Source organism: Pedobacter sp. 01N416, assembly GCF_056399685.1.
In genome coordinates this window covers 19781-44411 of the sequence record NZ_JBFTRT010000054.1, presented here as the reverse complement: position 1 = coordinate 44411, position 24631 = coordinate 19781, and the positions used below count along the sequence as shown (strand labels likewise).

Below are 24631 nucleotides of genomic sequence, written 5' to 3'. Positions count from 1 at the left end.
TCTGCAAGCAGGGTAAATGGTAAATTATGCTTGGTAACAAACTTTTGGTGCGATTTTTCATCATCAACGCTAACACCTAAAACCACAATGCCTTTTGCTTGTAAGCCCTGATAATTATCCCTGAAATCGCAAGCTTCGGCAGTACAGCCTGGTGTATCATCTTTGGGGTAAAAATACAGAACAACCGTTTTGCCTTGATAATCGCTTAAAGAAACTTCAATGCCGTTTTGATCTTTTGATGTAATTGCCGGTGCCTGATCACCTTCTTTTAACGCTGCCATATTTATAATGATTGAATTTAGAATGTTATATTGATTGAATGCTTAAGATTACACGCAATTTAAACGTTTTAACTTATTATACTGTTCAATTTATGTTAAAAGATGACATTTCTTAGTTTTAATTATGGTTTTGATGCAACTCGATCATAAAACCCTTAAATCTTGAAAATCCTGATCCTATTTAAAGAATGTTACTGTGTATTTTCTGGTGTTTTCTTTCATATCCACTACAACTAATTCCAATATATGCTTTCCGGAAGTTGTTCTTTCGTCAAAACTATGCCAAAGTGTAGCTGTTTTAGTGTCAAATTCCATTAAAGCCCATTTGCCATCGATATAACCATTAAAACTTTTTATACCTGATAAATTATCACTGATTCTGAAAAATATTTTAGATAAACCGGCCATGTTTTTTCCTTCAGCAATATTTACAGGTACGATCCTTGGTGCAAGGGTATCAATAGCGATATAAAAACTGCCGAAGTTTTTTGGAGTAGCCTTAACATAGCCATTTTCGAAAAACCCGCCCTGAGATGTACCGTTGTTATTTACAATTAGGGCTTTGCTTCTTAAGTTTTCCGGAAGGTTATCAGCCTTGATCGAGATGTCGAAACCGATATGCAGTGGCGTGTATTTATTATGAATCTGATGTACGGCCGACCAGGCATTTCCCGTCGGTTTAGGCAGTTTTTTATAAGTGAAATTTAAATCGCTGTACAATGTTCCGAGTGGGAAAACTACTTTAATATCATCGGTATTAAATTCATTCACCTTATTATACGGATAAATTATTCCGGCGGGAATAACCGGCGCTGCAATAGGTGCTGAGCCTGCATTTACGGTAAAAGGGAGGACAGAAGAGTTCCCTTTCGAATCGGTTACGATGTAGCGCAGTTGGTGTGAAGCACCATCATTGAAATTAATCCTACCACTGTTTACCAAACCGCTATAAATTTTTAAAGGGTTACCAGGTTCAACAAAACTTTTCTGAATACTTCTTTTGGTATTTAAATAAGTTGGGTAATCGATGTGCGAGTTGATGGCCTTACTGTCTTCAAACGCAAAGCGTTCAAGGGCAGAAGTATATATTTTCTTCCCATCAAGCTCCAGTTGGATCGAATATACCCCGTTGGTGCCTGATAAACCATTATGCCGATCGGTTACCACGATGCCGAAGCCAACCTCACCAGTTAAACTGATGGGGGCAGTGGTTTTATAATTGCCATTTGCTCCACTAATGCCGATGGCTTGTTTAGGTGTATTTTCGTTAAAGGTTTTGCCATTTAAACGGTATACATACAAACCATGAAGAACAGGTGGAATGTTATCGGGTATGATGATCCCGAAAAACTGAGGATTTATGGTCTCTTCTGTTCTGGTATCTCTGATTTCGAAATGCAGATGCGGACCGCCCGAACTTCCAMGGTTACCAGACCAGGCAATAATCTCGCCTTTATGTACCGGAATTAATGTGGCATCGGGAAACTCATCAATCTCAAATGATTTTTTCTCGTATTCAAGGTTTTTAACAATGGTTGCAATTTTGGGAGCAAACCGTTGAAGGTGGCCATATACAGTAGTGAAACCATTAGGGTGATTAATGTACAATGCCTGTCCGAAACCACTGTTCTGAACCCTTAACCTCGAAATATACCCATCTGCAACGGCATAAACAGGGTAACCTTCGCGTTGGTTGGTCCTGAAATCAATTCCAGAATGAAAGTGATTGCCGCGGATTTCACCAAAAGAACCTGCAAGGGCAGGAGGACTAATATCCAAAGGTTGTCTGAAATCGGTAATAGGGTATTTATTCGTACTATAAATCTGTTGCGCCTGAACAAAAGTTGAAGCAAATAAAAGGCAGATCGAAACCAAAAATTTTAACTTATGCTGGATCGGGTTTTTAATCATTCGTTACTTTACATCAAAATTTAAAAGTTGCTTTCCTTCTAACCAGGCTTCCAATTTATCGCCCTTATTTATTTTTCCGACGCCCTGTGGTGTTCCGGTAAAAATTAAATCGCCTTTTTTTAAAGTAATGTATTGAGAAACAAAGCTGATTATCTTCTCGAACGAGAATAACAAATCTTTAGTATGGCCTACCTGGCGGCTTTCTCCATTTACCTTCAACTCAAAATTTAAGTTGTAAAGATCCTCAAAATCACTTTTAGGATAGAAGATACTGATGGGTGCCGAGTTATCAAAAGCTTTGGCAAGTTCCCAAGGCAATCCTTTTTCTTTGTGTTTGCTCTGGATATCTCGGGCGGTAAAATCGATGCCTAATCCCACTTCATCATAATAAGTCGCGGCGAATTTTTCTGCGATGTGTTTTCCTTCTTTACAGATTTTTAATACCACTTCTAATTCGTAATGTACATCATCAGAAAAATCAGGCAGGTAAAAAGGTTTATTGTCTTTTAAAACAGCTGTATCAGGTTTCAGAAAAATTACGGGTATAGTTGGAACCGGATTGTTCAGTTCTTTTGCATGTTCGGCATAGTTTCGGCCAATGGCGATGATTTTCATTCTTAAGAATATGAAATATGATAAAATAGACGGGAATTAAATCCACATCAATCAAAAATAGAAAAGAAAATGGTGTTATAAAACCGAGATCCGTTTTACCTGGCTTTCGGAACCGGCAATAACCCTCAAAAAGTAAATGCCAGGATTAATCCTGTTTGGAATGACGAAGCTTTTGGTCTGCTCACCAGCATTTAGGCGTTCATTTGAAAGTGTTGCCACTTCATTTCCCAATAAATCGATGATTTTGATCGTAGTCTGTGTGCCATCTTTTCCGATAGATAAGATAATATTTAACTGATCTTCTACAGGATTTGGATATATTTTTACGATGGTTAACAATTTATCTTTTGCTATAACCGTTGTATTTTTTGGAGTTGTGGAGTAAGTATTGAACATTCCAGAGCCGCCAACTGTCATATAAAGTGGTTTGTAAGGCGTAATGTTGGCTTTGATTTCAGGAATTCTGCTTACTTTTTTTGTTCTGTTTTTTAAGCTAATGCGAATACTATCAGCTTGTTGTGCCCAAGAATTTACGCCGCACAGTAAGACAATGCACAATGTGCATGCAAGTTTTGTGAGGAACGTTATCTTAGCGTAGAGTTTCATCAAATTGGTATAGCAAATGTATTAATTTAAAACAAAGAAATTAAACATTTTGTTTAAAACCCATAATTTAACACAATTTAACAATAAAATTTAAATTTCATAGTGTTAAAAATACACAATAATTTGGTTGTTAAATTGTTATAGTTAGTTTACTTTTGCCGCACTAAAATAATCAACGAAGTGTCAAATCATAAAAATGTCAACGCGTTAACCGCCGGCGGGGTTCTAATAAGTTTAGGAATTGTGTTCGGTGACATTGGTACATCTCCATTATATACCCTAAATGCAATTTTTACAACCATTTTAGGCGGTAAACAGGATATAAATCCCACAAATGTTCTTGGTGTACTATCCTGTATCATTTGGACGCTAACACTACAAACGACCATTAAATATGTTATTATTACCTTAAGGGCCGACAATAAAGGTGAGGGTGGTATTTTCTCTTTATTTTCTTTGGTTCGGAAAAAGGCGAAGTGGCTGGTGGTTCCGGCTGTGGTAGGAGGTTGCGCATTACTCGCCGATGGAATTATTACACCAAGTATTACGGTTACCTCAGCAATTGAAGGTTTAACCAGTAAGTTCGATGTGCCGGTTATCCCCATTGTATTAAGCATTTTAACGGTTCTGTTTATTATCCAGCAGTTTGGAACCAATTTGGTTGGAAAGCTTTTCGGGCCCGTAATGTTTGTTTGGTTTGCTGTCTTGGGTGTATTGGGTATGTCTTTTATTGTTAAAGATTTTACTATCCTGAAGGCATTTAACCCTTATTACGCCATTCATTTACTGGTTACCAATAAACTAGCGTTTTTAATTCTTGGCGGTGTATTTTTATGTACAACAGGAGCTGAGGCCTTATATTCAGACTTAGGCCACTGCGGTAGAAATAACATCAGAATCAGTTGGATTTTCGTGAAATTAACCCTTATTTTAAACTATTTAGGGCAAGGCGTTTGGATTTTGCAGAACAGTGGAAGTTATGTTCCAGGTGCAAAAATGAATCCATTTTTTCAGATCGTTCCCGATCAGTTTCAGATTCCGATGGTTATACTGGCCACTATGGCGGCAGTAATTGCGAGTCAGGCTTTAATTAGTGGGTCTTTTACCTTAATTGCTGAAGCAGTACGTTTAAACCTTTGGCCTAAAATTAAAATTGTTTACCCATCGGTTTCTAAAGGCCAGTTATACGTTCCCTCTATTAACTGGATGTTATGGATTGGTTGTTGTGGTATTGTACTGTTGTTTCAAAAGGCAGAGAAAATGGATGCGGCCTATGGTCTATCTATCACCATAGCCATGTTAATGACCACCATTCTGGTTAGTTTTTATTTGCGAAGTAGACGTTTTCCGAAATATTTAGTTGCGATATTCTTTTTTACCTATGTAATTATTGAAGGAACATTTTTAATCAGTAATTTAACCAAATTCTTACATGGTGGTTGGGTAACTGTATTAATCGGTTCGTTATTGTTTACAGTGATGTGGAGTTGGTTTGTAGCCCGCAAAATCAAAAACCGCTTTGTTAAATATGTCGAAATTGAGGATTATTATGAGATTTTAACTGAACTGAGCGGGGATGAATCGGTTCCGAAATACTCTTCTCAGCTGGTTTATTTAACCAGTGCGAACTGTCAGTACACTTCGTTAAACAAGCATAAAATTGCTGGCGATTTCAGGTTTGTTCTTTTAGAAAAACATTTATCTAAGTTTACCAAGTTAAGTTTCTATGAAAGACAGATTATGGATTATTACTTTATCCTTAAAAAATTAAGTTTATCTGAGGAGCGGAGCTTTGGCTTGGATAGCAGTTATGTTGATGTAGAGAAAGTTCCGTTGATTTTCGTTACACCAGATGATATTGAATTGAACAGGTTGCCGGTTTAACTGATGAGAACTGCGATTTTAATATTGGGCATCAGTTTGTTTATAGCTGGACCCATAGCTAAACTGTACCATTTCGATCATGCCAATAATTATATGATTGCATCTGGATTGGGGCTGGTGATGATTACCGCGCTGGCCTTTATAAAGAAGAAATAAATTGAATCCTCTTTCTGTTAAAGAAAGGGGATTTTTTGTTAGAAGGACATTTGCGAGATCGTCACCCTGAACTTGTTTCAGGGTCTTACCACTCGAGGGCTATCGGTTGGTGTCTCACCTACCGAAGAATTAGAAGATACTATAAATAAATTTCAGCATGACGCAGAATGAGTAAATAAGCAACAATTTATAGCTTTGCCCTTAAGTATTTAGTCATTGTATTGATATAGTTATCATCAAAGCCTATAGCAGAAATTTCTTTATACTTTATCTTTGTTGGTTCATCATCCATATAACCTGCGGGATCGAAGTTCAAAATTTTTAAACTTTTTCTTTTCACTTTCACAATCTCTCCGATTCTAAAAAAGAAGCGATCATTGTTTTCGTTTTCTACAGCACATTTTAAGTTTGTGCTTTTTATAGAATTGAAAATGGTTTCCCAGCTTTCTAAATCAATTTGGTAAGGTATTTCGATCAGCTTTTTCTGGCCCTCCTGTTCCATTATGGAATCGAAAAATTGATCATAGTCGTTGTGTCTGATCTTGATAATAGAAGATATTGGGAAAATGGTAAATCCGTTAAATAGAAAATCATCGTTCACTTTAAGGAGAACAAAATCAAATGAGTGATCTAAGATATAACCATGAGAAAGTACATAAGATTTGTTACCAACGTCTCTTTTAATTTTGACATAATTTTCCTTTGTCTGATGTTTCTCTATTTTCTCAAAAATTGTCATATCATTCATTAATAGCTTAAACCTCCGGATTTGCCAGTTTACTATGCCTGTAACCATAGGCAAAATAAACCACGAGGCCAACTACCAGCCAGATGCCGAAGCCGATCCAGTTCGAAATGCCAAGTTCGCACATCATGTACAAACAGCTAATCAATCCTAAAACCGGAATTAAATTTCCTCTTTAACAATTTTAAGTTCATCGCCACTTAAAGAAGTAACAAAAGTTACCGTTTGGATTGTTTTAGGGGAATTGAAAAAGAAAGCTTTGGTTTCTTTACCATATTTTGTGAATGCAAAAATTATAGTCGCAATTAAAACAATAGGCACAATAAACTTACTGTTTACATAAGGTATCTTGAATTTTCCACGCTGTACATCGGGCCTGTTCTGTAATACTAAAACCCCTGCGCAAACCAGTACGAAAGCAAAAAGTGTTCCGATAGAACAGAGATCGGTAACGATAGTAAGATTCATAAACAACGATGGTACTGCCACTACAAAGCCTACCACAATGGTAGCAAACGAAGGCGTTTTGTATTTAGGGTGAATTTTCGAAAAAGATTTTGGTAATAAGCCATCTCTGCTCATGCTCATCCAGATACGTGGTTGACCCATTTGAAAAACCAAAAGTACACTGGCCATGGCAAATACTGCACTTACGGCAATAATACCGCTCATTAATTTTAAGTTAATCTGATCGAAAACGAATGCCAACGGATCGCCAACGGCTAAGGTATCTGACTTAACAATACCTGTTAAAACCAGTGCAATAGCCACATAAAGGATGGTACAGATAATAATCGCCCACATCATTCCGCGCGGCAAATCGCGTTGTGGATTTTTACATTCTTCGGCCGTTGTAGAAATGGCATCGAAACCGATATAAGCAAAAAACACTGCCGAAACTCCCTTTAAAACTCCTGAAACACCGTTCGGAGCAAATGGATCCCAGTTTTTTGTGTCTACATAAAATATACCTACCGCTAATACCAAAAGGATTACCGCAAGTTTAACCACTACCATCGCGTTGCTGGCATTCCGGCTTTCTTTCATTCCACGGTAAATTAACCAGGTAATTAAAATGATAATACCTAAAGCAGGAATATCTGCAACAAGATGAAAACTACCGATTGTTGGGGCGGTAAGCCAAGCATTATTGGCCAATGCTGTAGCCGAATCTAAATCTGCCAGGTTTTTGCCAGCCGCCAGAAGCGCTTCAGCATGTTTATGTCCGTTATAGGCACTTAAATAGTCCATTGTCATCCAATCGGGCACATGGATGCCCTCTATGCCGAGGGGTGGTATTTTGATGGTAGAGAGTAGTCCTGTAAAGTAATCAGACCAGGATATGGCTACCGTAATATTACCGATGGAATATTCCATAATAAGCGACCACCCGATAATCCAGGCCACCAACTCGCCGAAGGCTACATAAGAATAGGTGTAAGCACTGCCAGAAACAGGTACCATTGAAGCAAACTCTGCGTAAGCAAAGGCTGCAAAACTACAGGCTACTGCTGTAAAAATAAATAAAAAGATTACCGCCGGACCACCATCTGCACTTGCTTTGCCAATCGTACTAAAAATCCCTGCTCCAATAATCGCTGCAATTCCAAAAGCTGTTAAATCGCGTACTCCGAGTGTTTTATGTAATGTATTTTCATGGTCGCCATAGCCTTTTGCCGCATCTTGTAATATCTTGGAAATAGATTTTTTTCTGAATAGCTTTTCGAACATCTTTTGTTTGCTTGTTTCCTCAAACTTATAAAAAGTTTGGTTAAAAACGTTTAAAGCAGGATATAATTTTCAATACACCACGCGCTAGTAGGCAAAATGCCATCAAAAAGAGTGGTAATTATTAGATTAAAGTAAAAAAATACAATTATTTGGCTTGAATAATCCTTTGTTTGATTCGCATAATTTTAGGATAAATGAAACAGTTAATTTTGCTGTCAATAATCAGTAAAGCACATAAAACGATATAAGTTTTGTTTGATTAGAATATTTATATACCATTACAGTACCATTATGAATGCAGATATAGCACAAATAAAATACATCAAAGAACGTCACCAGGGTTTTGCTACTTTACTGGCCTTTGCCTTAATTCCATTGTCGGGTTTTGCTACCGATATTTATATCCCCTCATTACCTACCATGGCTGGCGAAATGCAGGTGAGCAATGTTCAGGTTCAACTTACACTCAGCATTTTTCTAATAAGCTATGGGGTTGCACAACTTTTTATCGGTAGTGTGCTCGATAGTTTTGGAAGGTATAAAATCTGTTTATACGCATTATTAATTTTTGCCGCAGCAAGTATCATCATTGCAACCACCCATAACATTTACCTTATTTATTTAATGCGCATTATCCACGGACTTACCGTAGGGGCTATTATTGTGGCCAAACGAGCATACTTTGTCGATCTTTTTGAGGGCGATCAGCTAAAACATTACCTGAGTTTGTTTTCCATCATCTGGTCTACCGGACCAATTATAGCACCTTTTATTGGTGGTTATCTGCAAACATTATTTGGTTGGGAATCTAATTTCTATTTCTTGGCTGGTTTTGCACTTGTTTTTGCAGTGCTGGAGTTCTTGTTCAGTGGCGAAACATTAAAACACTTTACCGATTTTCAACTGAAAAAGATAACGGGTATTTATATCGAAATGATTAAAACAACAAGCTTTACCTTAGGTATTGTGATGTTGGGTTTAGCCTATTGTATGGTGATGGTTTACAACATGACTGGGCCATTTATCATTGAGCATCATTTCAACTTCTCACCCGTTATTGCAGGTTATAGTTCCCTGTTTTTAGGTTTCGCCTGGATGGTAGGGGGCTTTATTGGTAAGGCCACCATTAATAAGCCCTTCTTTAAGCGATTAATGATCAACTCGCTGTTTCAGGTAGCATTTGTAGTCCTGATGATTATAAGCTTAAATTTTGTTTCTAATATTTGGTCGTTAATTTTCTTTGCATTTTTAATCCATGTAGGAGCAGGCTTCACTTTTAATAATTACTTCACTTTCTGCCTGAGCAAATTCCCCAAAAATGCTGGAATTGCCGGCGGCTTAACAGGAGGGATTACCTATGTTATTGTTTCTTTTTTGAGTTATGGTATCGTAAATCTGATCCCTGCTAAAGATGAACGTAATCTAAGTTATAGCTATCTGGTCATGATCTTAATTTCAGTTTTGGTGATGTTTGTTATTCTTAGGCTTCGAAAAAAAGATGAAGTGTAAGGTATTGGAGATGATGTGTGTTTTCTCTTCCTAAGCGGAGTCGAATATTTCTTGAAGAGCAAAGTTTGCAATATATAGGTAGGGTCCAGTCCTGCTGTTTGTTACAATCCTTTTGGGAAAATTTTGATAAAAATAATTATCCAACACCCAAAAGGGATTTTCACTTCCATCAGGTCTATTATTTGGGTACGGCAGATAAAACATGGGTATGATTACCGAAAAAATGTGAGGTAAATAGCAGCTATGTACGCCTATTTAGTTTCCGTGTCTTCTGTGTTTCCGTGGCAAAAAAATGCTTAGCGATATGTTAAATCCATTTGATAATCTCTCTCGGGTTGTCGCGCTGAACGGAGTCTATGCGTCTTTTTATAATATCCGTATTATTGTGTTTCCTTGGAGAAAACCAATGCCTTAGCGAGACGCTAAGACCAGATATGAGGTTCTGAATTCTTGCTTAGTTTCCGTGTCTTCTGTGTTTCCGTAGCAAAAAAATGCTTAACGATGTGTTAAATCCAGTTGACAATTCTCCCTAGGGTGTCACGCTGAGTGGAGTCGAAGCGCCTTTACAACGTCCATGCCGTAAAAAAAGAATTAAACTTCGGTCTTAGCGAGACGCTAAGACCAGAACTAGTATTAATCTGTGTTCATCCTTTTTATCTGTGGTTCATAAAAACAAAGAAGTCGTGGCAAAATGCCACGACCCTTATTATATTCCTATGAGGAGAAAAAAATCTTCTGCCTTATCCCAGTTTATCCAGTTCTGTTTTTACAAAACTTGCAAGTTCTTTTACATATTCTGCGCTGAAATCAAATTTGATTCCCGCTGTTTCATATATTTCGTTCATTGGCTTAGTATAACCTAATGAAAGTGCCGCTAAGTATTGATTTAAAGCCTTTTCTGGATTTTCTTTATAGTTTTTCCAAACAGCAATAGCACCTAACTGGGCAATTGCATACTCAATATAGTAAAACGGAACTTCGAATAAATGCAGTTGTTTTTGCCAGCCATTTCCAAATTGTTGTTCTAAATCTTTCCAATCGGCAAAACCAGCGCCAAAACGGTTAAAAATCTGCTTAAAAGTTTCTTCACGGTCAGCCGCAGTATGGTTTGGGTTGGTGTAAATCCAGTGCTGAAACTGATCAATTACAGCAACCCACGGTAAAGTTTTCAAAACATCGGCCAACTGTTCTTTTTTAGCACGGTTTAAATCTTCTTCGTTGTCGAAATAAACATCCCAGTTATCCATAGAGATGAGTTCCATACTCATAGATGCGAGTTCAGCAACTTCAGAAGGGCAATGTTTAAAATCGTTTAATTCTAAATCTGCGGTTAAAAAAGTATGTACCGCATGGCCGCCTTCGTGAACCATTGTGGTTAAATCGCGCAACGAATTTGCCGAATTCATGAAGATAAACGGGGCTCCGGTTTCAGCCAATGGGTAATTGTAACCACCTGGCGCTTTACCCTTTCTGCTCTCTACGTCAAAAAGGTTATTGGCTTTCATGGTTGCCAATTTTGAGCCTAACTTTTCATCAATGGCATTAAAGCAGGCAATACTTTTATCAATCAGTTCTTCGCCGTTGTTAAAAGGTTTCAAGGCTGGCTTGCCACTAATGCTTACTTCTAAATCCCAAGGCCTTAATACTTCTAGTCCTAAAGCTTCCCGGCGTTTTTCGGCCTGCTCTTTTAAAATCGGTACTATTTCTTTTTCAATAGCATTGGCAAAATCGTAACAGTCTTGTGGGGTATAATCGAAACGGCCCAAAGCCTGGAACATGTAATCGCGGTAATTCTCAAAACCCGCGTTTAAGGCAACCTGATTACGCAGTTTAATCAACTCATCAAACAACACGTTTAAATCATCTTTATCAATTAAGCGGCGTTGTTGAATCGTTTTCCATGCATTTTCGCGTACCTCGCGGTTTAAATCTTTGATAAAGATCGAGGCTTGCTCCAAAGTATATTCCTGACCGTTTAGCTCAACACTCATGGCGCCTGTAATGCTCTGGTATTTTTGTTGTTTCACCTGTAATTCGGTAAACAGCTCAATATTTTCATCGCGGTAAAGCGCTAATGCTTTTTTTATCGCACGGCTGTAAACGAAATATTTTTCTTTGTCCAGGTCGTTCATAAAAGGACTTTCGACAAATTTTTTGTTCAGTTCGTTGGCGAATGGAGAAATTTTCGGCTCTATTTCAGTTGCAAAATATTGAAAGTTTTTAACCAATTCTTCATTTGCGGTATCGCAACTCATTTTAATATATCTCCAGGCAAAATCTTCTTCTAAAGCAGCTTCAAGCTCCGAACGGTCTTTTAACCAGTGTTCTAACTCAGCAGTACTGGTTATTTCGCGGTTTTGCAGTTCGGTAAAAAGTGGTTCTAAATTTTCCCAGGTAATGTTTAGTTTCTGTGGAATGTATGTTCTAGGTTTCTTAGTTATAATCATGATGTTTAATTATTGAATTGGAGAATGATGGAATTAGTGAATGTTAAACATTCTATCATTCGGCCTTCTCTCATTTTATTTATGTCTCAAATACGCATCTATTAAAAAGCATATCGCAAATACTACCGATGCATAACCATTTAAGGTTTGAAACGCCCTGTTTACTTTGCTGATATCATTTGGTTTTACCAGTAAGTGCTGATAAATCAACATCGAACAGAAAAACACAATACCTATGTAATAAACCCAGCTAAAGGAGGTAAAAAACACAGGCAAAATAACACAGGTAGCAGAGAGTATATGCAACAGCACCGAAACATTCAAAGCATTTTTAATGCCAAGTGCCGATGGAATGGAATGTAATTTCTCTTCCCGGTCAAATTCTTCGTCCTGTAATGCGTATATAATATCAAATCCACTTACCCAGAACAATACGGTTAAGGAGTAAAGCACAGGAACCAAAGCAAAATGTCCGGTTACGGCAATGTAAGCGCCGATAGGAGCAAGCGCCAGGCCTAAGCCCAATACCATATGACAAAGCGCCGTAAATCTTTTGGTGTAGCTATAAAACAAAACTACAAACAAAGCTACTGGCGACAGATAGAAACAAAGTGGGTTAATAAAGTAGGTGGTAATAGCGAAAAGTACACAATTGGCGATTACGAAAATCAGCGCTTCGTTTGCCGAAACTTTGCCCGCAGGGATATCGCGCATTTTGGTGCGTGGATTTTTTGCATCAATATTTCTGTCCAGGTAACGGTTAAAAGCCATGGCAGAGTTTCTGGCAAAAACCATACAAAGCAAAACTAAAATCAGCTTATACCAGGAAAATGGGTTTTCTGTTGTAGTTACGCCCAAAAAGAAACCAATCATGGCAAATGGTAGCGCAAAAACAGAGTGGGCGAATAATACGAGTGAAAAGTATTTTTTCATTTTTTTAGAACTGATTAATTTCCCGTAGGGGATGATTACACAGATTTTTAATGTTAAACTGAAAATTGTGCACTGTGAACCGAAAACTGGTTAAAACTTCTTATAATCTGTTGGCACAACAAAATCTTTATTCACCTCATAAATGAAATTCAGCACTTCATCTTTTCCGGTTCCTTTTTCGGCAGAGGAAATAAAGGTGGCAGGGATCTCTTCAAAAAACTCACCTAATTTTTTCTTAAAGGCAGCTACATTTTTTTGGGTAGTTGTCATGCCCTGTTTATCAGCTTTGGTAAAAATTAACGAAAAAGGTATCTGTTTTTCACCTAACCAATAGCAAAATTCTATATCAATTCCCTGTGGCTCTAAACGGCTGTCTATCAAAACAAAAACACATTGTAAACTTTCTCTTTTGGTTATATAGGCGCGGATAAATTTCTCCCATTTCTCTCTGCTGGTTTTAGAAACCTTGGCATAGCCATACCCCGGTAAATCGACAATGTACCAGGCTTCGTTAATCAGAAAGTGATTAATTAATTGTGTTTTTCCCGGGCGTTGAGAGGTTTTGGCTAATCCATGTTGATTAACCAACATATTGATTAATGAAGATTTACCCACGTTAGAGCGGCCAATAAATGCATATTCGGGCATAGTTGGTGCTGGTAGTGCCGAAATCTGGGTGTTGCTGCAAACAAATGTTGCCGTTTTGATAATCATAGTGCAAAGGTAACAATTAGTTTTGAGTTGGGCGTTTGGAGTGTGGAGTCAAAAACCTACCGTCGTCAGCAATTCGTAAAGTTTAAGGGAATCGCTAAACTCCCAACTGCAAACTCCCAACTGCAAACTCTTTTCTCTATCTTTGCCCCATATCATGAATCAGAATATCACCCCATACCAAGTAGAAGATGCAACTAAAAAGGAGCAGGTTGCAACCATGTTTAATAACATTTCGGGCACTTACGATTTTTTAAACCATTTTCTTTCTTTAGGGATAGATGTATTATGGCGTAAGAAAGCCATTAAAGAACTGGTTTCCATCCACCCGAGAACTTTGCTTGATGTAGCTACAGGAACTGGCGATTTTGCCTTTGAAGCCATTAAAAAGCTTCATCCCGAAAAGGTAATTGGTGTTGATATTTCTGAAGGTATGTTAGAAGTAGCCAAGAAGAAAATTAACGAGCGTAGTTTAAACGAAGTTTTTACCGTTCAGGTAGGCGATTCTGAAGGTCTGCATTTCGAAAATGATACTTTTGATGCGATTACCTGCGCTTATGGTGTGCGTAATTTCGAAAACCTCGAAAAAGGATTAACCGATATGTACAGGGTATTAAAGCCCAACGGGAAAATGGTAATATTGGAATTTTCTAAGCCAAAGGTTTTCCCGGTAAAACAACTGTATAGTTTTTATTTTAAACAGGTAACGCCTTTCTTTGGAAAACTATTTTCTAAAGACCACAGAGCTTATACCTATTTGCCAGAATCGGTAGCAGCTTTTCCCGACGGAGAAGATTTTACCAACCTGATGGAAAAAGTTGGCTTTAAAAGTACCAAACAAAGAATTTTAACGTTTGGAATAAGTTCGATATATGTAGGAACCAAATGATCAGAAAATTAAGCCTCATTCTTTCACTTTTTATGATTTCTACAAGCGCCTTTGCTCAAAATTGGGGCGGTGGAATAGATGATGAAGATTGGAGTTTTGGTTTTAATTTCCAATATATCTCAGCCGAATACAAAATTCTTAAAAAGCAAAATTGGCGATCGCCTTTTTATGAGGTGCCAAATTCTCTGGATCCTTCTTACGATCCGAATTCGGGCATTCCGGTTACCTCAACATTAAATTCTATTTCTAGCCCACCATCGCAAGGTTTTGGGTTGGGTTTTGTAATGAACAGAATGATCTCTGATAACTTCGATATCAGGGCAACGCCGTCCCTTATTTTTAGTGATAGGATAGTAACTTACGAGTATGAACCTATGGCGCCGATCAACGTAGGCAATGGGCAAACGAAAAACTTTCAAACCGTAGTTGAAAGAAAAGTTCAGGCAACCATGTTCGAATTTCCATTAGGCCTAAAGGTGAAGTCGAACCGGATGAATAATTTTAGGGTATATTGGTTAGGCGGCGCTAAATATTCAATAGATATAGCTTCGAAAAAGAAAACTTTCGATGAAGGCGAAACACCGGTAAATAAGTTTTTAAAAAATCAAAGAAATTATCTGTCGTACGAAACAGGTATTGGTTTCGACATTTACTTTGAGTATTTTAAAATGTCGCCCGAAATAAAACTCTCCTATTCGACCAACGATTTGCTTCAGCACGACAATACGGTTTATGCCAATCCGATAGATAAGTTGAAATTACGTCAATTAACATTCAGTTTGATTTTTCAATAGTCCTGCAATCCAAAAAAACTTACCTTTGTTGGTGTAGGTAAATCAAAGATGTTATCTTAAAGAATTACCGAGACTTAAAATTCATAAAAATGTCTAAAATCGCATTAATTACAGGCGCAACTTCTGGTATTGGCGAAGCTTGTACACATACATTTGCTCAGCAAGGTTACAATCTGGTATTATTGGCCCGCAGAGAAGATCGGTTGGCAAAAATTGCCCATCATTTAGAAGACAAGTATGCCATTACCATCAAACAGGTTTTTGCCGATGTTCGCGATAAAGAAAGTCTTACCGCTGCTTTAGAAGTTTTGCCAACAGAATGGAAAAAGGTTGATGTTTTGATTAACAATGCGGGCTTAAGCCAGGGTTTAGATCCGATTGATAAAGGCGATACCAACGATTGGGACACCATGATTGATACGAATGTAAAAGGTTTGCTTTATGTAACCAAAATTGTTTCCAACTGGATGATACCAAACCAATCCGGCCATATTATTAACATTGGTTCTATTGCCGGGAAAGAAGTTTATCCAAATGGAAACGTATATTGTGCCAGCAAACATGCTGTTGATGCTTTGAGTAAAGGTATGCGTATCGATTTATTGCCCCACGGCATAAAGGTTACCGAAATTAATCCGGGCATGGTAGAAACCGAATTTTCGGTGGTGCGCTTTAAAGGTGATGAAGACCGGGCAAAAAAAGTATACGAAAACCTGGAGCCGTTAATTGCCGACGATATTGCAGATGCCATTTGGTATGTAGTAAGCAGGCCAAAACATGTTAACATTAACGACATGCTGATTATGCCTACCGCACAGGCTACAGCAACAATTATAAGTAGGGGTTAACTGTTTAAATTGTTTAAACTGGTTAACTGTTGTGAATAGCAATGGCATTTAACAGATTAACCTTATAACAATTAACCACTTAACCCCTGGAACGATTAACCAATTAAAGAAATGATATCAAACACAATAGATCAGGAAATAAAAAAAGCCATGTTGGCTAAAAACAATGCACAGTTAAGAGGTTTAAGAGCAATAAAGGCAGCTTTACTTTTAGCTAAAACAGAGAAAGGATCTTCAGAAGAAATTACGGAAGAAACTGAACTTAAAATTCTTCAGAAACTGATTAAACAACGCCGCGAATCTGCTGATATTTACAAGCAACAAAATCGCGAAGATTTGTATCAGGTAGAAGAAGAAGAAATTGAAGTGATTAGTCAGTTTTTGCCAAAACAGTTAGATAGGGCAGAGGTTGCTGCAATTATTGAGGCTGTAATCAAACAATCTGGTGCTACATCGGTTAAGGATATGGGGAAGGTAATGGGCATGGCAAATAAGGAACTTGCAGGTAAAGCCGATGGTAAATTAATTGCTGAGATTGTTAAAGAAAAACTAGCTTAATTTAAGGCTAAAAGCAGAAAGACTAAAGCTTAAAGCGCATTTATCGCTGGTCGCTAGTTGCTTACCGCTTTACAAAGGGCGTTTTTATACCGTTTTCGATTTTATTTCAGAAAAATGGCATAGAAATGCATAAATTTAATTTTACTCTACTAACTTAGTAGCACAATACCATCTAGAATATATATGACCTACCCGATAATAGAAGAAGACGGATTTAAATACATCGAAGCTGGAACAGGCGAAACACTGGTATTGCTACATGGCCTAATGGGCGAACTAAGCAATTGGGAACTGGTTATAGAACAGTTTAAAGATCGCTATCGTGTAATTATTCCAATTTTACCAATTTACGATTTGCCTATTTTAACATTGGGCGTAAAAGCATTGTCGAGATATCTTCATCGCTTTTTAAAATATAAAAATTTAAACCAGGTAGTACTTGTTGGTAATTCGCTTGGTGGCCATGTGGGTTTGGTATTTACGGTTGCCCATCAGGAATTTGTTAAAGCCTTGGTACTAACAGGTAGCTCTGGTTTATACGAAAATGCTTTTGGAGGTTCTTTCCCGCGGAGAGAGAGCTACGATTACATTAAGGAAAAAGTAGAGTTTACTTTTTACGATCCTGCAACTGCAACCAAAGAACTCGTTGATGATGTTTTTAAAACGGTTAACGATAGATCGAGGGTTATTAGGATTTTAACTATGGCTAAATCGGCAATACGCCACAACATGGCTAAAGAACTGTCGAAAATTACCATACCGGTTTCTTTAATCTGGGGTAAAAATGATAAGGTTACGCCTCCAGAAGTGGCAGAAGAATTTCATGAATTGTTGCCGAATTCGGAATTAAATTGGGTTGATAAATGTGGGCATGCGCCTATGATGGAACATCCGGAAATATTTAATGCATTTTTAGAGAAATTTTTAGATAGAATATTGTTAAAATAAATGTTTGCAGCAGAAATCATATCAGATGCAATTCCATCACTAAGGGCCGATGACACGGTGCAGAAAGCTTTAGATCGTATGAACGATTTTAAACTAAAGCATTTGCCGGTTGTTAACGAGGTAACTTTATTGGGGCTGGTTTCTGAAGATGATTTACTAAATATTGATAATCACGATACACTTTTAAGCGATAGTGCGGTAAACATACTTAATGTTTTCGTGTTGAGTAACGTACATACTTATGATGTAATCAGGTTATTGAGTCAGTTAAAATTGACAGCTGTTCCGGTTTTAGATCAACAGAAAAATTACCTGGGTTTAATTTCGATCAATAACATGGTAAATGCCGTGGCCGAACAGTATGCTGTAAATGAACCTGGAGGAATTATCGTTTTGGAAATCAGTAACCGCGATAATTCTCTGGCACATATTGCACAGATTGTTGAAGCCGATAATGCACAGGTGCTCTCTTCTTACGTGAATTCTTTCGAAAATTCTACACGTTTAGAAGTAACGCTCAAAGTAAATAAAACAGAAATTACTTCATTGGTAGCTTCTTTCGAAAGATATGATTATCTGGTTAAAGAGGTATACAATAACACGCAGATTGATGATGGGTCGCAGGAGCGTTACGATTCTTTCATGAACTATTTAAATGTATAAACCTACTTTATGAGGATTGCAATTTACGGGAGAGATTTTAATGACACGGTTTTGCCCTACGTTCAAGAGGTTTTTAATCATTTAGCCGAGCATCATATCCAGCCGGTTTTATATTCAAAATTTAAAACATCCCTTCATGGCAAAATTAAGTTGCCTGCCAATACGATTATTTTTCATAACCATAGCGAACTAAAAGACCTTGCCGATGTATTGTTGAGCTTAGGAGGCGATGGTACCTTACTGGATACCTTATCGTTAATCCGTAATTCGGGCATACCMGTAATAGGAATCAATTTTGGCCGGTTGGGTTTTCTCGCCAGCATCAACAAAAATGAAATAGGATCGGCGCTAAAGGCCTTAATTAACGGAGAATATACCTTAGATTCCCGTTCTCTTTTAACTTTAGAATCGGATAATGGCCTGTTTGGAGAAGAGAATTTTGCACTGAATGATATTACCATTCACCGCCGCGATAATTCTGCCATGATGATTATCCATGCCTCAATGAACAATGAGTTTATTAATTCTTATTGGGCCGATGGATTGATTATTGCAACCCCGACGGGATCAACCGCTTACTCATTAAGCTGTGGTGGCCCGATTATTTATCCCGATTCTGAAAATTTTGTAATTACGCCTATTGCACCGCATAACTTAAATGTAAGGCCGGTGGTTGTACCAGATGATAATAAACTCTCTTTTGAGGTAGAAGCACGCGAATCAAAATTTCTGGTTTCTTGTGATAGCCGAACTGTCACCGTAGAGCGTTCAGTAAAAATTAGCATAAAAAAGGCAGATTTTTGTGTAAATCTTATCCGCCTTAACAATGAAACCTACTTAAACACGTTAAGAAATAAATTATTATGGGGCATTGATACCCGTAACTACTAAGTATGACGCCAACCAAACCTCTCTTAATTCTCCTCTTCTTTATCTTTAGCGGACAAATTCTTCGTGCGCAAGAAGGCACCTGGGAAGTTGGGCTAATGGGTGGAGGAGCAGGTTACATGGGCGATCTCAATCAAAATAATCCATTGCAAATTAGCGGACTCTCAGGCGGTGCTTATGTAAAACGTAACTTTAACCAATATTTGGGCGCTCGCTTAAATTATACTTACGGACAAGTTAAGGCAGATGATGCTAATTCTAGTAATGAACAGTTCCGTGAAAGAAACCTCCGTTTTAAAACATCAATGCACGAGTTTGATTAGGGCTCAGGTATAATTATAAAAATACCTGGAGTGTTTTTACTGAACTAGGTTACCGGACACCACTTACCGATTATATTGACGATGTAAGCGGCCGCTATCCGGTTAATCCTGTAATAGTTGGAAATGGCCAAAATCAGGTCAATTTATCCGATCCTTCACGCTACCAAATCGGACAAGCGGGTACCCAAAGAGGCGATTTTAGAAAAAGGGACACTTATCTATTTGTTAGTGTTGGCATATCTTTTACCTTTGTATCCTCAAAATGCTATTCCTTTTAAGCTGATTTTGACATAATTAATGGGATTTAAAGAACAAATAGACTATAGCCGCCTGCCAAAGCACATTGCCGTAATCATGGATGGTAATGGAAGATGGGCAAAAGGCCAGGGTAAAGTGCGGGTTTTCGGACATGAACAAGGTGTACTTTCTGTAAAAGACATTGTGGAAGGTTGTGTGGAAGTAGGTATCGAGTACCTCACTTTGTATGCTTTTTCTACAGAAAATTGGAACAGGCCTAAAGAAGAGGTAGATGCATTAATGCAGATTCTGATTTCTACCATCAACAAAGAAACCGAAACACTTAATAAAAACAATATTAAACTGAATGCCATTGGTAATATTGCATCTTTACCTCAAGAATGTATAGATGATTTAAAAGAAGCCATGGAAAAGACTGCCCATAACGAAAAATGTACTTTAACATTAGCGTTGAGCTATAGTGCAAAGTGGGAAATTTTGGAGGCCGCCAAAAAAATTGCATCAGCTGTGAAAGATAATACGATTTCTTTGGATGATATAAACGAAGACCTGTTTTCATCTAAACTAACAACTGTAAATATACCCGATCCTGAACTCATGATCAGGACCAGTGGCGAGCACCGTATCAGCAATTATCTGCTTTGGCAAATGGCTTATACCGAGTTTTATTTTACTGATGTTTTATGGCCGGATTTCAGACGAGAAGATCTTTTCGAGGCTATTGTAGACTATCAAAAACGCGAACGCCGTTTTGGTAAAATTAGCGAACAATTAAACTAATTTTTCTTTTAACACTTTTTAACAAGCGTTTAAACTAACTTAGCACCACTTTTATACGATAAATGAAACCATAATAAGGGAACAACGTAAAGAAATTTTGCTTTATAAAATATCGTTACCTTTTGGCCATTACTGAACAATTAATTTTAATGAAAAGAATATTTCAAGTTTTAATCCTACTAGTTTTAGCCGCTCCGGCCTTCGCTCAAGTACGTCCACAAGGTCAGGCACCGGTAACCCCTTCTTTAAAGGTTGGTGGCTTAGATCTCGATTATTTTAGTCCAAAAGAATATATCATTGGTGGTACCACGGTAACCGGAACCCAATATTTAGACAAAGAAGTATTAATTACCTTATCTAAACTAACTAAAGGCGATAAAATCGTGCTTCCCGGCGAGGCAACTTCTGATGCGATTAAAACGCTTTGGGCGCAGGGATTGTTTGATGATGTTAAACTTAATATCGAAAAGTTTGTTCAGGATTCGGTTTATTTTGAAATTGAAGTAGTTGAGCGCCCGCGTTTAAGTTCTATCGATTTAAAAGGTATCCGTAAATCTGAAAAAACTGCAATTCAAGAAAAGCTAAATGATAAAACAGGTAAAATCGTAAACGATAACCTGTACAACACCACCTCAGCCATTGTTAAAAAATACTTATTGGATAAGGGCTTTTTCTTTACCCAGATCGATTACAAAACACGTAAAGATCCGAATGCAGAAAACAGTGTGGTATTAGAAGCAAATATCGATAAAGGTCACCGTGTTAAAGTACAGCATATCGATTTTACCGGAAACAAAGATTTTAAATCAGCAAAACTCAGAAAATACCTTAAAACCCCTAAACAATTTGCCTGGTGGCGCTTTTGGGGCTCTGGAAAATTCGCGAAAGAGAAATACGAAGAGAACAAGGTGAAAATGATTGCCAAAATGCACGAGAAAGGTTATCGTGATGCCGAATTATTAAAAGATACCATTTACCAGCATAACAAGAAAAAGGTTAACATCAGGATGGACCTTTACGAAGGGAAAAAATATTACTTCGGTAATATTACCTGGGCAGGTAATGCCATTTATCCGGATAGTATTTTGCAAAAAGTATTAACCATCGAAAAAGGTGATGTTTTTAGCGAAGAAAAATTAAATAAAAAATTAAACGGCGGTGGCGAAAACGGTGGCGACATTAACAGTATGTATACCGATAATGGATATTTAACTTTTAATATCGATCCGGTACAGACCAAAATTTATGGCGATACTGTTGATGTGGAATTACGCATGTACGAAGGTCCACAGTATACCAACAACCGCATTACTTTAAAAGGTAATACCATTACAAACGATAAAGTTGTTTTGCGTGAGATCCGTACCAAACCCGGACAGAAATTTAACAAAAGTGATTTGATCCGTACCATCCGCGAAATCGGTCAATTGGGTAACTTCGACGAGTCTAAAACTGTACCTACACCTCGCCCTAACCCGGCAGATGGTACTGTAGATATTGAATATGCTGTAGAAGAGAAACCTTCAGATCAGATTGAGTTATCAGGTGGTTTTGGTGGTGGCCGTATCATTGGTACATTAGGTTTAACCTTCAATAACTTTTCGTTACGTAACTTATTTAATTTAAAAGCTTACAAACCATTGCCAAAAGGTGATGGGCAGAAATTAAGCTTACGTGGACAAACCAACGGTAAATATTACCAATCATATAGTTTCTCCTTCTCTCAACCTTGGTTTGGTGGCGAGAAACCGGTAAGTTTCGGTGTGAGTGCATTTACTTCACTACAATCTAATGGATTAAGTTCAGATAATGCGCAGTTTCAAAAAATACGTTTAAATGGTGTAACGGTTAGTTTAGGTAGAAGATTAAACTGGCCAGATAACTATTTTCAGTTAAGCCATGCGGTTAGTGTACAACAGTACATCTTAAATAACTATTCAGGATATTTATTCAATACGGGTACATCTTACAACATAAGTTTATCACAGGAGATTAGCCGCGATTCAAGAGATTCGCCGATCTTCCCTAAATCTGGATCATTCTTACGTTTCACCGTTCAGGCAACGCCACCATTTTCATTGTTAAATAAAACAAACTATGCAACGGCATCAGATAGAGAGAAATATCGCTTTACTGAATATCATAAATGGAAATTCGATTCACAATGGTACCAACGTGTAGCCGGAAACCTGGTAATCAAAGCGCAGGCCCAGTTTGGTTTCTTGGGGCAATATAACAAAGCAGTTGGCCAATCAGCATTCGAGCGTTTTAAACTTGGTGGTGATGGTATGCAGGGATTCGATTTCTTGCAGGGATCTGAGCTGATCGCGATGCGTGGTTACGCTAACAATGCTGTTATCCCGAATGGATCCGATCCGGCTGTAGCGCAGCAATCAGGTAGCCCAATTTATACCAAATATGTATTAGAGGCACGTTATCCCGTTATTGCAAGCCAACAAGCCACAGCTTTCGTTTTGGCCTTTGCAGAAGCTGGTAACACCTGGAACAGATTTGGTGATTTTAATCCTTTTAACGTTAGAAGATCAGTGGGTGTAGGTGCAAGGATCTTCCTTCCTATATTTGGTTTGTTGGGTATCGATTATGGACATGCGTTTGATACCATACCTGGACTATCAGACGGAGGAAAGCAAAATTTTACATTTAGTATCGCACAACAATTAGGTGGATTTTAATTGATAAAGAACAAAAATTTAACTAATTATGCAATAAATCATTGCAATAGGAGTTTAAAGAAAGCTTAGGTTATTAACTATATCATTAACACACACACAAATGAAGAAGTATCTTTTTATCGCATTCCTACTTTGCACTTCTTTTGGTGCCTTTGCACAGAAGTTTGCTTATGTAGACACGGAGTATATTTTGAAACATTTACCAGAATATAAATCGGCACTAAGTCAATTAGATGTYGCCTCTAAACAATGGCAGCAACAGGTGGACCAGAATTTTTCTGAAATAGACAGGATGTACAAGGCTTATCAGGCCGATCAGGTTTTGTTAACCGATGATATGCGCAAGCGCCGTGAAAACGAGATTATAGAAAAAGAAAAACAGGCTAAAGAATTTCAACGTTCTAAGTTTGGGCCAGATGGGGATCTTTTTCAAAGCAGGGTAAAATTAATTAAACCCATTCAGGATAAAGTAGCCGAGGCGATTAAACAGATTGCAAAATCTAAATATTTAGACTTCATTTTCGACAAGAGCAGTGAAGCAACAATGATGATTTATGCGAGTAGCAGTTACGATGTTAGTAATGACGTAATTGTAAAATTAGGTTATAAACCAGGGACTGTAAATAATTAGTATATTCGCCCCTGATTTTTGAAGAAAAACAATTAGAAAAAAATAAAAAAGTAAAATAAAACGATGAGAAAGTTAATTAACGTATTCTTTGTAGCAGCAGGGTTATTGTTTACAGCGAATATGGCAAGTGCACAACAAAAATTGGGTCACATTAATTCTGAAGAGGTATTTGCAAATTTACCAGAGGCTAAAACAGCTCAAACTACTTTAGAAACCTTAGGTAAACAAAAGCAAGCCGATATTGATGCAATGATCAAAGAATATCAAAGTAAAATGGCTGCAGCAGAAGCTAAGCAAAAAACTTTGAGTGAGGCTAACAAAGAAACAGTAGGTAAAGAATTACAAGCTGCGGGTCAAGAATTACAGGATTTAGAAAAACGCATTACTGATGCGCGTACTAAAGCGTCGCAAGATATAGGTACTAAACAAGGTGAATTATTCCAACCTATCCAGGCTAAAGTTGCAACTGCAATTTCTGCTGTAGCTAAAGAAAAAGGTTTAGCTTACGTTTTCGATATCGCAAACGGACAAGGTGGTAACAATTTAGTTTTCTGGGATGGTGGTGATGATATTACTGCTTCAGTAAAAACTAAATTAGGAATCACTGCAACTGCTGCAAAACCAGCAGCACCTAAAAAGTAGTTCTGAGTCGGAAGTTCGGAGTTCAAAATCTCCTTACCAATTCAAAATATAAGGCGGAATTAAGTTTAACTTAGTTTCGCTTTTTGTTTTAGGATTTTCGTCATGCTGTCCCGAGTTTCGGGATCAGCATCTTTGATGTCTAACTTCAGCGCAGCAGATCCTGAAACAAGTTCAGGAAGACGACCGT

Annotated in this window: 25 protein-coding genes; 15 read left to right on the top strand and 10 right to left on the bottom strand. The window is 37.7% G+C overall.

Annotated features, from left to right (window positions below):
- The 4 genes from AC1DND_RS05095 to AC1DND_RS05080 all read right to left on the bottom strand — a co-directional run.
- Window positions 1–281: peroxiredoxin (locus AC1DND_RS05095; protein WP_477579641.1), on the bottom strand; the 281-nt coding region annotated here is incomplete at its 3' end.
- A 177-nt stretch (window positions 282–458) separates the two neighbouring features.
- On the bottom strand, window positions 459–2192 hold the full coding sequence (locus tag AC1DND_RS05090; RefSeq protein WP_477579639.1) for a M23 family metallopeptidase: 1734 nt from the start codon (window positions 2190–2192) through the stop codon (window positions 459–461).
- Between the two features lie 3 nt (window positions 2193–2195).
- Entirely contained in the window at window positions 2196–2807 is a 612-nt protein-coding gene (locus tag AC1DND_RS05085) for a fumarylacetoacetate hydrolase family protein (protein WP_477579637.1), read from the bottom strand.
- Window positions 2808–2882: 75 nt separating this feature from the next.
- Window positions 2883–3365, bottom strand: coding sequence for a T9SS type A sorting domain-containing protein (locus tag AC1DND_RS05080; protein ID WP_477579636.1), 483 nt, complete (start codon window positions 3363–3365; stop codon window positions 2883–2885).
- A gap of 228 nt (window positions 3366–3593) precedes the next feature.
- Here AC1DND_RS05080 and AC1DND_RS05075 point away from each other — a divergent pair, with 228 nt between their 5' ends.
- Together AC1DND_RS05075 and AC1DND_RS05070 are read left to right on the top strand one after the other, a co-directional pair.
- Complete coding sequence (locus AC1DND_RS05075; RefSeq protein WP_477579634.1) at window positions 3594–5297, top strand: KUP/HAK/KT family potassium transporter; 1704 nt, start codon at window positions 3594–3596, stop codon at window positions 5295–5297.
- 3 nt (window positions 5298–5300) lie between these two features.
- Window positions 5301–5453 (top strand): hypothetical protein, encoded by a 153-nt coding sequence (locus tag AC1DND_RS05070; RefSeq protein WP_426325474.1) that lies wholly within the window; start codon window positions 5301–5303, stop codon window positions 5451–5453.
- 187 nt (window positions 5454–5640) lie between these two features.
- Here the strand turns inward: AC1DND_RS05070 and AC1DND_RS05065 are convergent, their stop codons facing one another.
- The 3 genes from AC1DND_RS05065 to AC1DND_RS05055 are packed head-to-tail and all read right to left on the bottom strand — an operon-like array spanning window position 5641 to window position 7929.
- On the bottom strand, window positions 5641–6192 hold the full coding sequence (locus AC1DND_RS05065) for a hypothetical protein (RefSeq protein WP_477579632.1): 552 nt from the start codon (window positions 6190–6192) through the stop codon (window positions 5641–5643).
- A 16-nt stretch (window positions 6193–6208) separates the two neighbouring features.
- Entirely contained in the window at window positions 6209–6328 is a 120-nt protein-coding gene (locus AC1DND_RS05060; protein ID WP_477579630.1) for an amino acid permease C-terminal domain-containing protein, read from the bottom strand.
- A 32-nt stretch (window positions 6329–6360) separates the two neighbouring features.
- Window positions 6361–7929: an amino acid permease gene (locus AC1DND_RS05055; RefSeq protein WP_477579628.1), complete on the bottom strand. Its 1569-nt coding sequence runs from the start codon at window positions 7927–7929 to the stop codon at window positions 6361–6363.
- A gap of 291 nt (window positions 7930–8220) precedes the next feature.
- Between AC1DND_RS05055 and AC1DND_RS05050 the strand changes: the two genes are divergently transcribed.
- Window positions 8221–9438 (top strand): MFS transporter, encoded by a 1218-nt coding sequence (locus AC1DND_RS05050; RefSeq protein WP_477579643.1) that lies wholly within the window; start codon window positions 8221–8223, stop codon window positions 9436–9438.
- A 740-nt stretch (window positions 9439–10178) separates the two neighbouring features.
- Here AC1DND_RS05050 and AC1DND_RS05045 read toward each other — a convergent pair.
- The 3 genes from AC1DND_RS05045 to yihA form a co-directional block, all read right to left on the bottom strand.
- Window positions 10179–11885 carry a M3 family oligoendopeptidase gene (locus AC1DND_RS05045; RefSeq protein WP_477579626.1) on the bottom strand — a complete coding sequence of 569 codons (1707 nt, stop codon included), beginning with the start codon at window positions 11883–11885 and terminating at the stop codon, window positions 10179–10181.
- 75 nt (window positions 11886–11960) lie between these two features.
- Window positions 11961–12818: a UbiA-like polyprenyltransferase gene (locus AC1DND_RS05040; protein WP_477579624.1), complete on the bottom strand. Its 858-nt coding sequence runs from the start codon at window positions 12816–12818 to the stop codon at window positions 11961–11963.
- Window positions 12819–12908: 90 nt separating this feature from the next.
- The gene (gene yihA / locus AC1DND_RS05035) at window positions 12909–13532 is read right to left on the bottom strand and encodes a ribosome biogenesis GTP-binding protein YihA/YsxC (protein ID WP_029274081.1); all 624 of its coding nucleotides are present in this window, start codon (window positions 13530–13532) and stop codon (window positions 12909–12911) included.
- Between the two features lie 154 nt (window positions 13533–13686).
- On the opposite strand from yihA, the gene ubiE reads away from it, so the two are divergent.
- The 12 genes from ubiE (at window position 13687) to AC1DND_RS04975 (ending at window position 24444) form a co-directional block, all read left to right on the top strand.
- On the top strand, window positions 13687–14418 hold the full coding sequence (gene ubiE, locus AC1DND_RS05030) for a bifunctional demethylmenaquinone methyltransferase/2-methoxy-6-polyprenyl-1,4-benzoquinol methylase UbiE (protein ID WP_215131244.1): 732 nt from the start codon (window positions 13687–13689) through the stop codon (window positions 14416–14418).
- Window positions 14415–15212: a type IX secretion/gliding motility protein PorT/SprT gene (gene porT, locus AC1DND_RS05025; RefSeq protein ID WP_477579621.1), complete on the top strand. Its 798-nt coding sequence runs from the start codon at window positions 14415–14417 to the stop codon at window positions 15210–15212. Before ubiE ends, porT begins: the two co-directional genes overlap by 4 nt.
- A gap of 89 nt (window positions 15213–15301) precedes the next feature.
- On the top strand, window positions 15302–16060 hold the full coding sequence (locus AC1DND_RS05020; protein WP_477579619.1) for an SDR family oxidoreductase: 759 nt from the start codon (window positions 15302–15304) through the stop codon (window positions 16058–16060).
- Window positions 16061–16171: 111 nt separating this feature from the next.
- Window positions 16172–16618: a GatB/YqeY domain-containing protein gene (locus tag AC1DND_RS05015; RefSeq protein WP_057932770.1), complete on the top strand. Its 447-nt coding sequence runs from the start codon at window positions 16172–16174 to the stop codon at window positions 16616–16618.
- A 183-nt stretch (window positions 16619–16801) separates the two neighbouring features.
- The gene (locus AC1DND_RS05010; protein WP_057932771.1) at window positions 16802–17566 is read left to right on the top strand and encodes an alpha/beta fold hydrolase; all 765 of its coding nucleotides are present in this window, start codon (window positions 16802–16804) and stop codon (window positions 17564–17566) included.
- Window positions 17567–18229, top strand: a complete 663-nt coding sequence (locus AC1DND_RS05005) for a CBS domain-containing protein (RefSeq protein ID WP_029274088.1) — start codon at window positions 17567–17569, stop codon at window positions 18227–18229.
- Window positions 18230–18238: 9 nt separating this feature from the next.
- Window positions 18239–19120 (top strand): NAD kinase, encoded by an 882-nt coding sequence (locus tag AC1DND_RS05000; protein ID WP_477579616.1) that lies wholly within the window; start codon window positions 18239–18241, stop codon window positions 19118–19120.
- A 2-nt stretch (window positions 19121–19122) separates the two neighbouring features.
- A complete protein-coding gene (locus AC1DND_RS04995; RefSeq protein WP_477579615.1) occupies window positions 19123–19440 on the top strand; it encodes a DUF6089 family protein in 318 nt (105 codons plus the stop codon).
- A gap of 297 nt (window positions 19441–19737) precedes the next feature.
- On the top strand, window positions 19738–20478 hold the full coding sequence (locus tag AC1DND_RS04990) for an isoprenyl transferase (RefSeq protein WP_029274091.1): 741 nt from the start codon (window positions 19738–19740) through the stop codon (window positions 20476–20478).
- A 149-nt stretch (window positions 20479–20627) separates the two neighbouring features.
- Window positions 20628–23171: an outer membrane protein assembly factor BamA gene (gene bamA / locus AC1DND_RS04985; protein WP_215131232.1), complete on the top strand. Its 2544-nt coding sequence runs from the start codon at window positions 20628–20630 to the stop codon at window positions 23169–23171.
- Window positions 23172–23271: 100 nt separating this feature from the next.
- Window positions 23272–23802, top strand: a complete 531-nt coding sequence (locus tag AC1DND_RS04980) for an OmpH/Skp family outer membrane protein (protein WP_121283542.1) — start codon at window positions 23272–23274, stop codon at window positions 23800–23802.
- Between the two features lie 63 nt (window positions 23803–23865).
- A complete protein-coding gene (locus tag AC1DND_RS04975) occupies window positions 23866–24444 on the top strand; it encodes an OmpH/Skp family outer membrane protein (protein WP_057932778.1) in 579 nt (192 codons plus the stop codon).
- Window positions 24445–24631 lie beyond the last annotated feature (187 nt).

What these genes read in the sequence shown, in the direction of transcription:
- AC1DND_RS04975 (WP_057932778.1), top strand. Translation starts at nt 23,866, where the DNA reads ATGAGAAAGTTAATTAACGTATTCTTTGTAGCAGCAGGGTTATTGTTT.
- AC1DND_RS05070 (WP_426325474.1), top strand. Translation starts at nt 5,301, where the DNA reads ATGAGAACTGCGATTTTAATATTGGGCATCAGTTTGTTTATAGCTGGA.
- AC1DND_RS05045 (WP_477579626.1), bottom strand. Translation starts at nt 11,885, where the DNA reads ATGATTATAACTAAGAAACCTAGAACATACATTCCACAGAAACTAAAC.
- AC1DND_RS05055 (WP_477579628.1), bottom strand. Translation starts at nt 7,929, where the DNA reads ATGTTCGAAAAGCTATTCAGAAAAAAATCTATTTCCAAGATATTACAA.
- ubiE (WP_215131244.1), top strand. Translation starts at nt 13,687, where the DNA reads ATGAATCAGAATATCACCCCATACCAAGTAGAAGATGCAACTAAAAAG.
- AC1DND_RS05005 (WP_029274088.1), top strand. Translation starts at nt 17,567, where the DNA reads ATGTTTGCAGCAGAAATCATATCAGATGCAATTCCATCACTAAGGGCC.
- yihA (WP_029274081.1), bottom strand. Translation starts at nt 13,532, where the DNA reads ATGATTATCAAAACGGCAACATTTGTTTGCAGCAACACCCAGATTTCG.
- AC1DND_RS05085 (WP_477579637.1), bottom strand. Translation starts at nt 2,807, where the DNA reads ATGAAAATCATCGCCATTGGCCGAAACTATGCCGAACATGCAAAAGAA.
- bamA (WP_215131232.1), top strand. Translation starts at nt 20,628, where the DNA reads ATGAAAAGAATATTTCAAGTTTTAATCCTACTAGTTTTAGCCGCTCCG.
- porT (WP_477579621.1), top strand. Translation starts at nt 14,415, where the DNA reads ATGATCAGAAAATTAAGCCTCATTCTTTCACTTTTTATGATTTCTACA.
- AC1DND_RS05060 (WP_477579630.1), bottom strand. Translation starts at nt 6,328, where the DNA reads ATGATGTGCGAACTTGGCATTTCGAACTGGATCGGCTTCGGCATCTGG.
- AC1DND_RS05010 (WP_057932771.1), top strand. Translation starts at nt 16,802, where the DNA reads ATGACCTACCCGATAATAGAAGAAGACGGATTTAAATACATCGAAGCT.
- AC1DND_RS05020 (WP_477579619.1), top strand. Translation starts at nt 15,302, where the DNA reads ATGTCTAAAATCGCATTAATTACAGGCGCAACTTCTGGTATTGGCGAA.
- AC1DND_RS05050 (WP_477579643.1), top strand. Translation starts at nt 8,221, where the DNA reads ATGAATGCAGATATAGCACAAATAAAATACATCAAAGAACGTCACCAG.
- AC1DND_RS04995 (WP_477579615.1), top strand. Translation starts at nt 19,123, where the DNA reads ATGACGCCAACCAAACCTCTCTTAATTCTCCTCTTCTTTATCTTTAGC.
- AC1DND_RS05040 (WP_477579624.1), bottom strand. Translation starts at nt 12,818, where the DNA reads ATGAAAAAATACTTTTCACTCGTATTATTCGCCCACTCTGTTTTTGCG.
- AC1DND_RS05065 (WP_477579632.1), bottom strand. Translation starts at nt 6,192, where the DNA reads ATGACAATTTTTGAGAAAATAGAGAAACATCAGACAAAGGAAAATTAT.
- AC1DND_RS05015 (WP_057932770.1), top strand. Translation starts at nt 16,172, where the DNA reads ATGATATCAAACACAATAGATCAGGAAATAAAAAAAGCCATGTTGGCT.
- AC1DND_RS04990 (WP_029274091.1), top strand. Translation starts at nt 19,738, where the DNA reads ATGGGATTTAAAGAACAAATAGACTATAGCCGCCTGCCAAAGCACATT.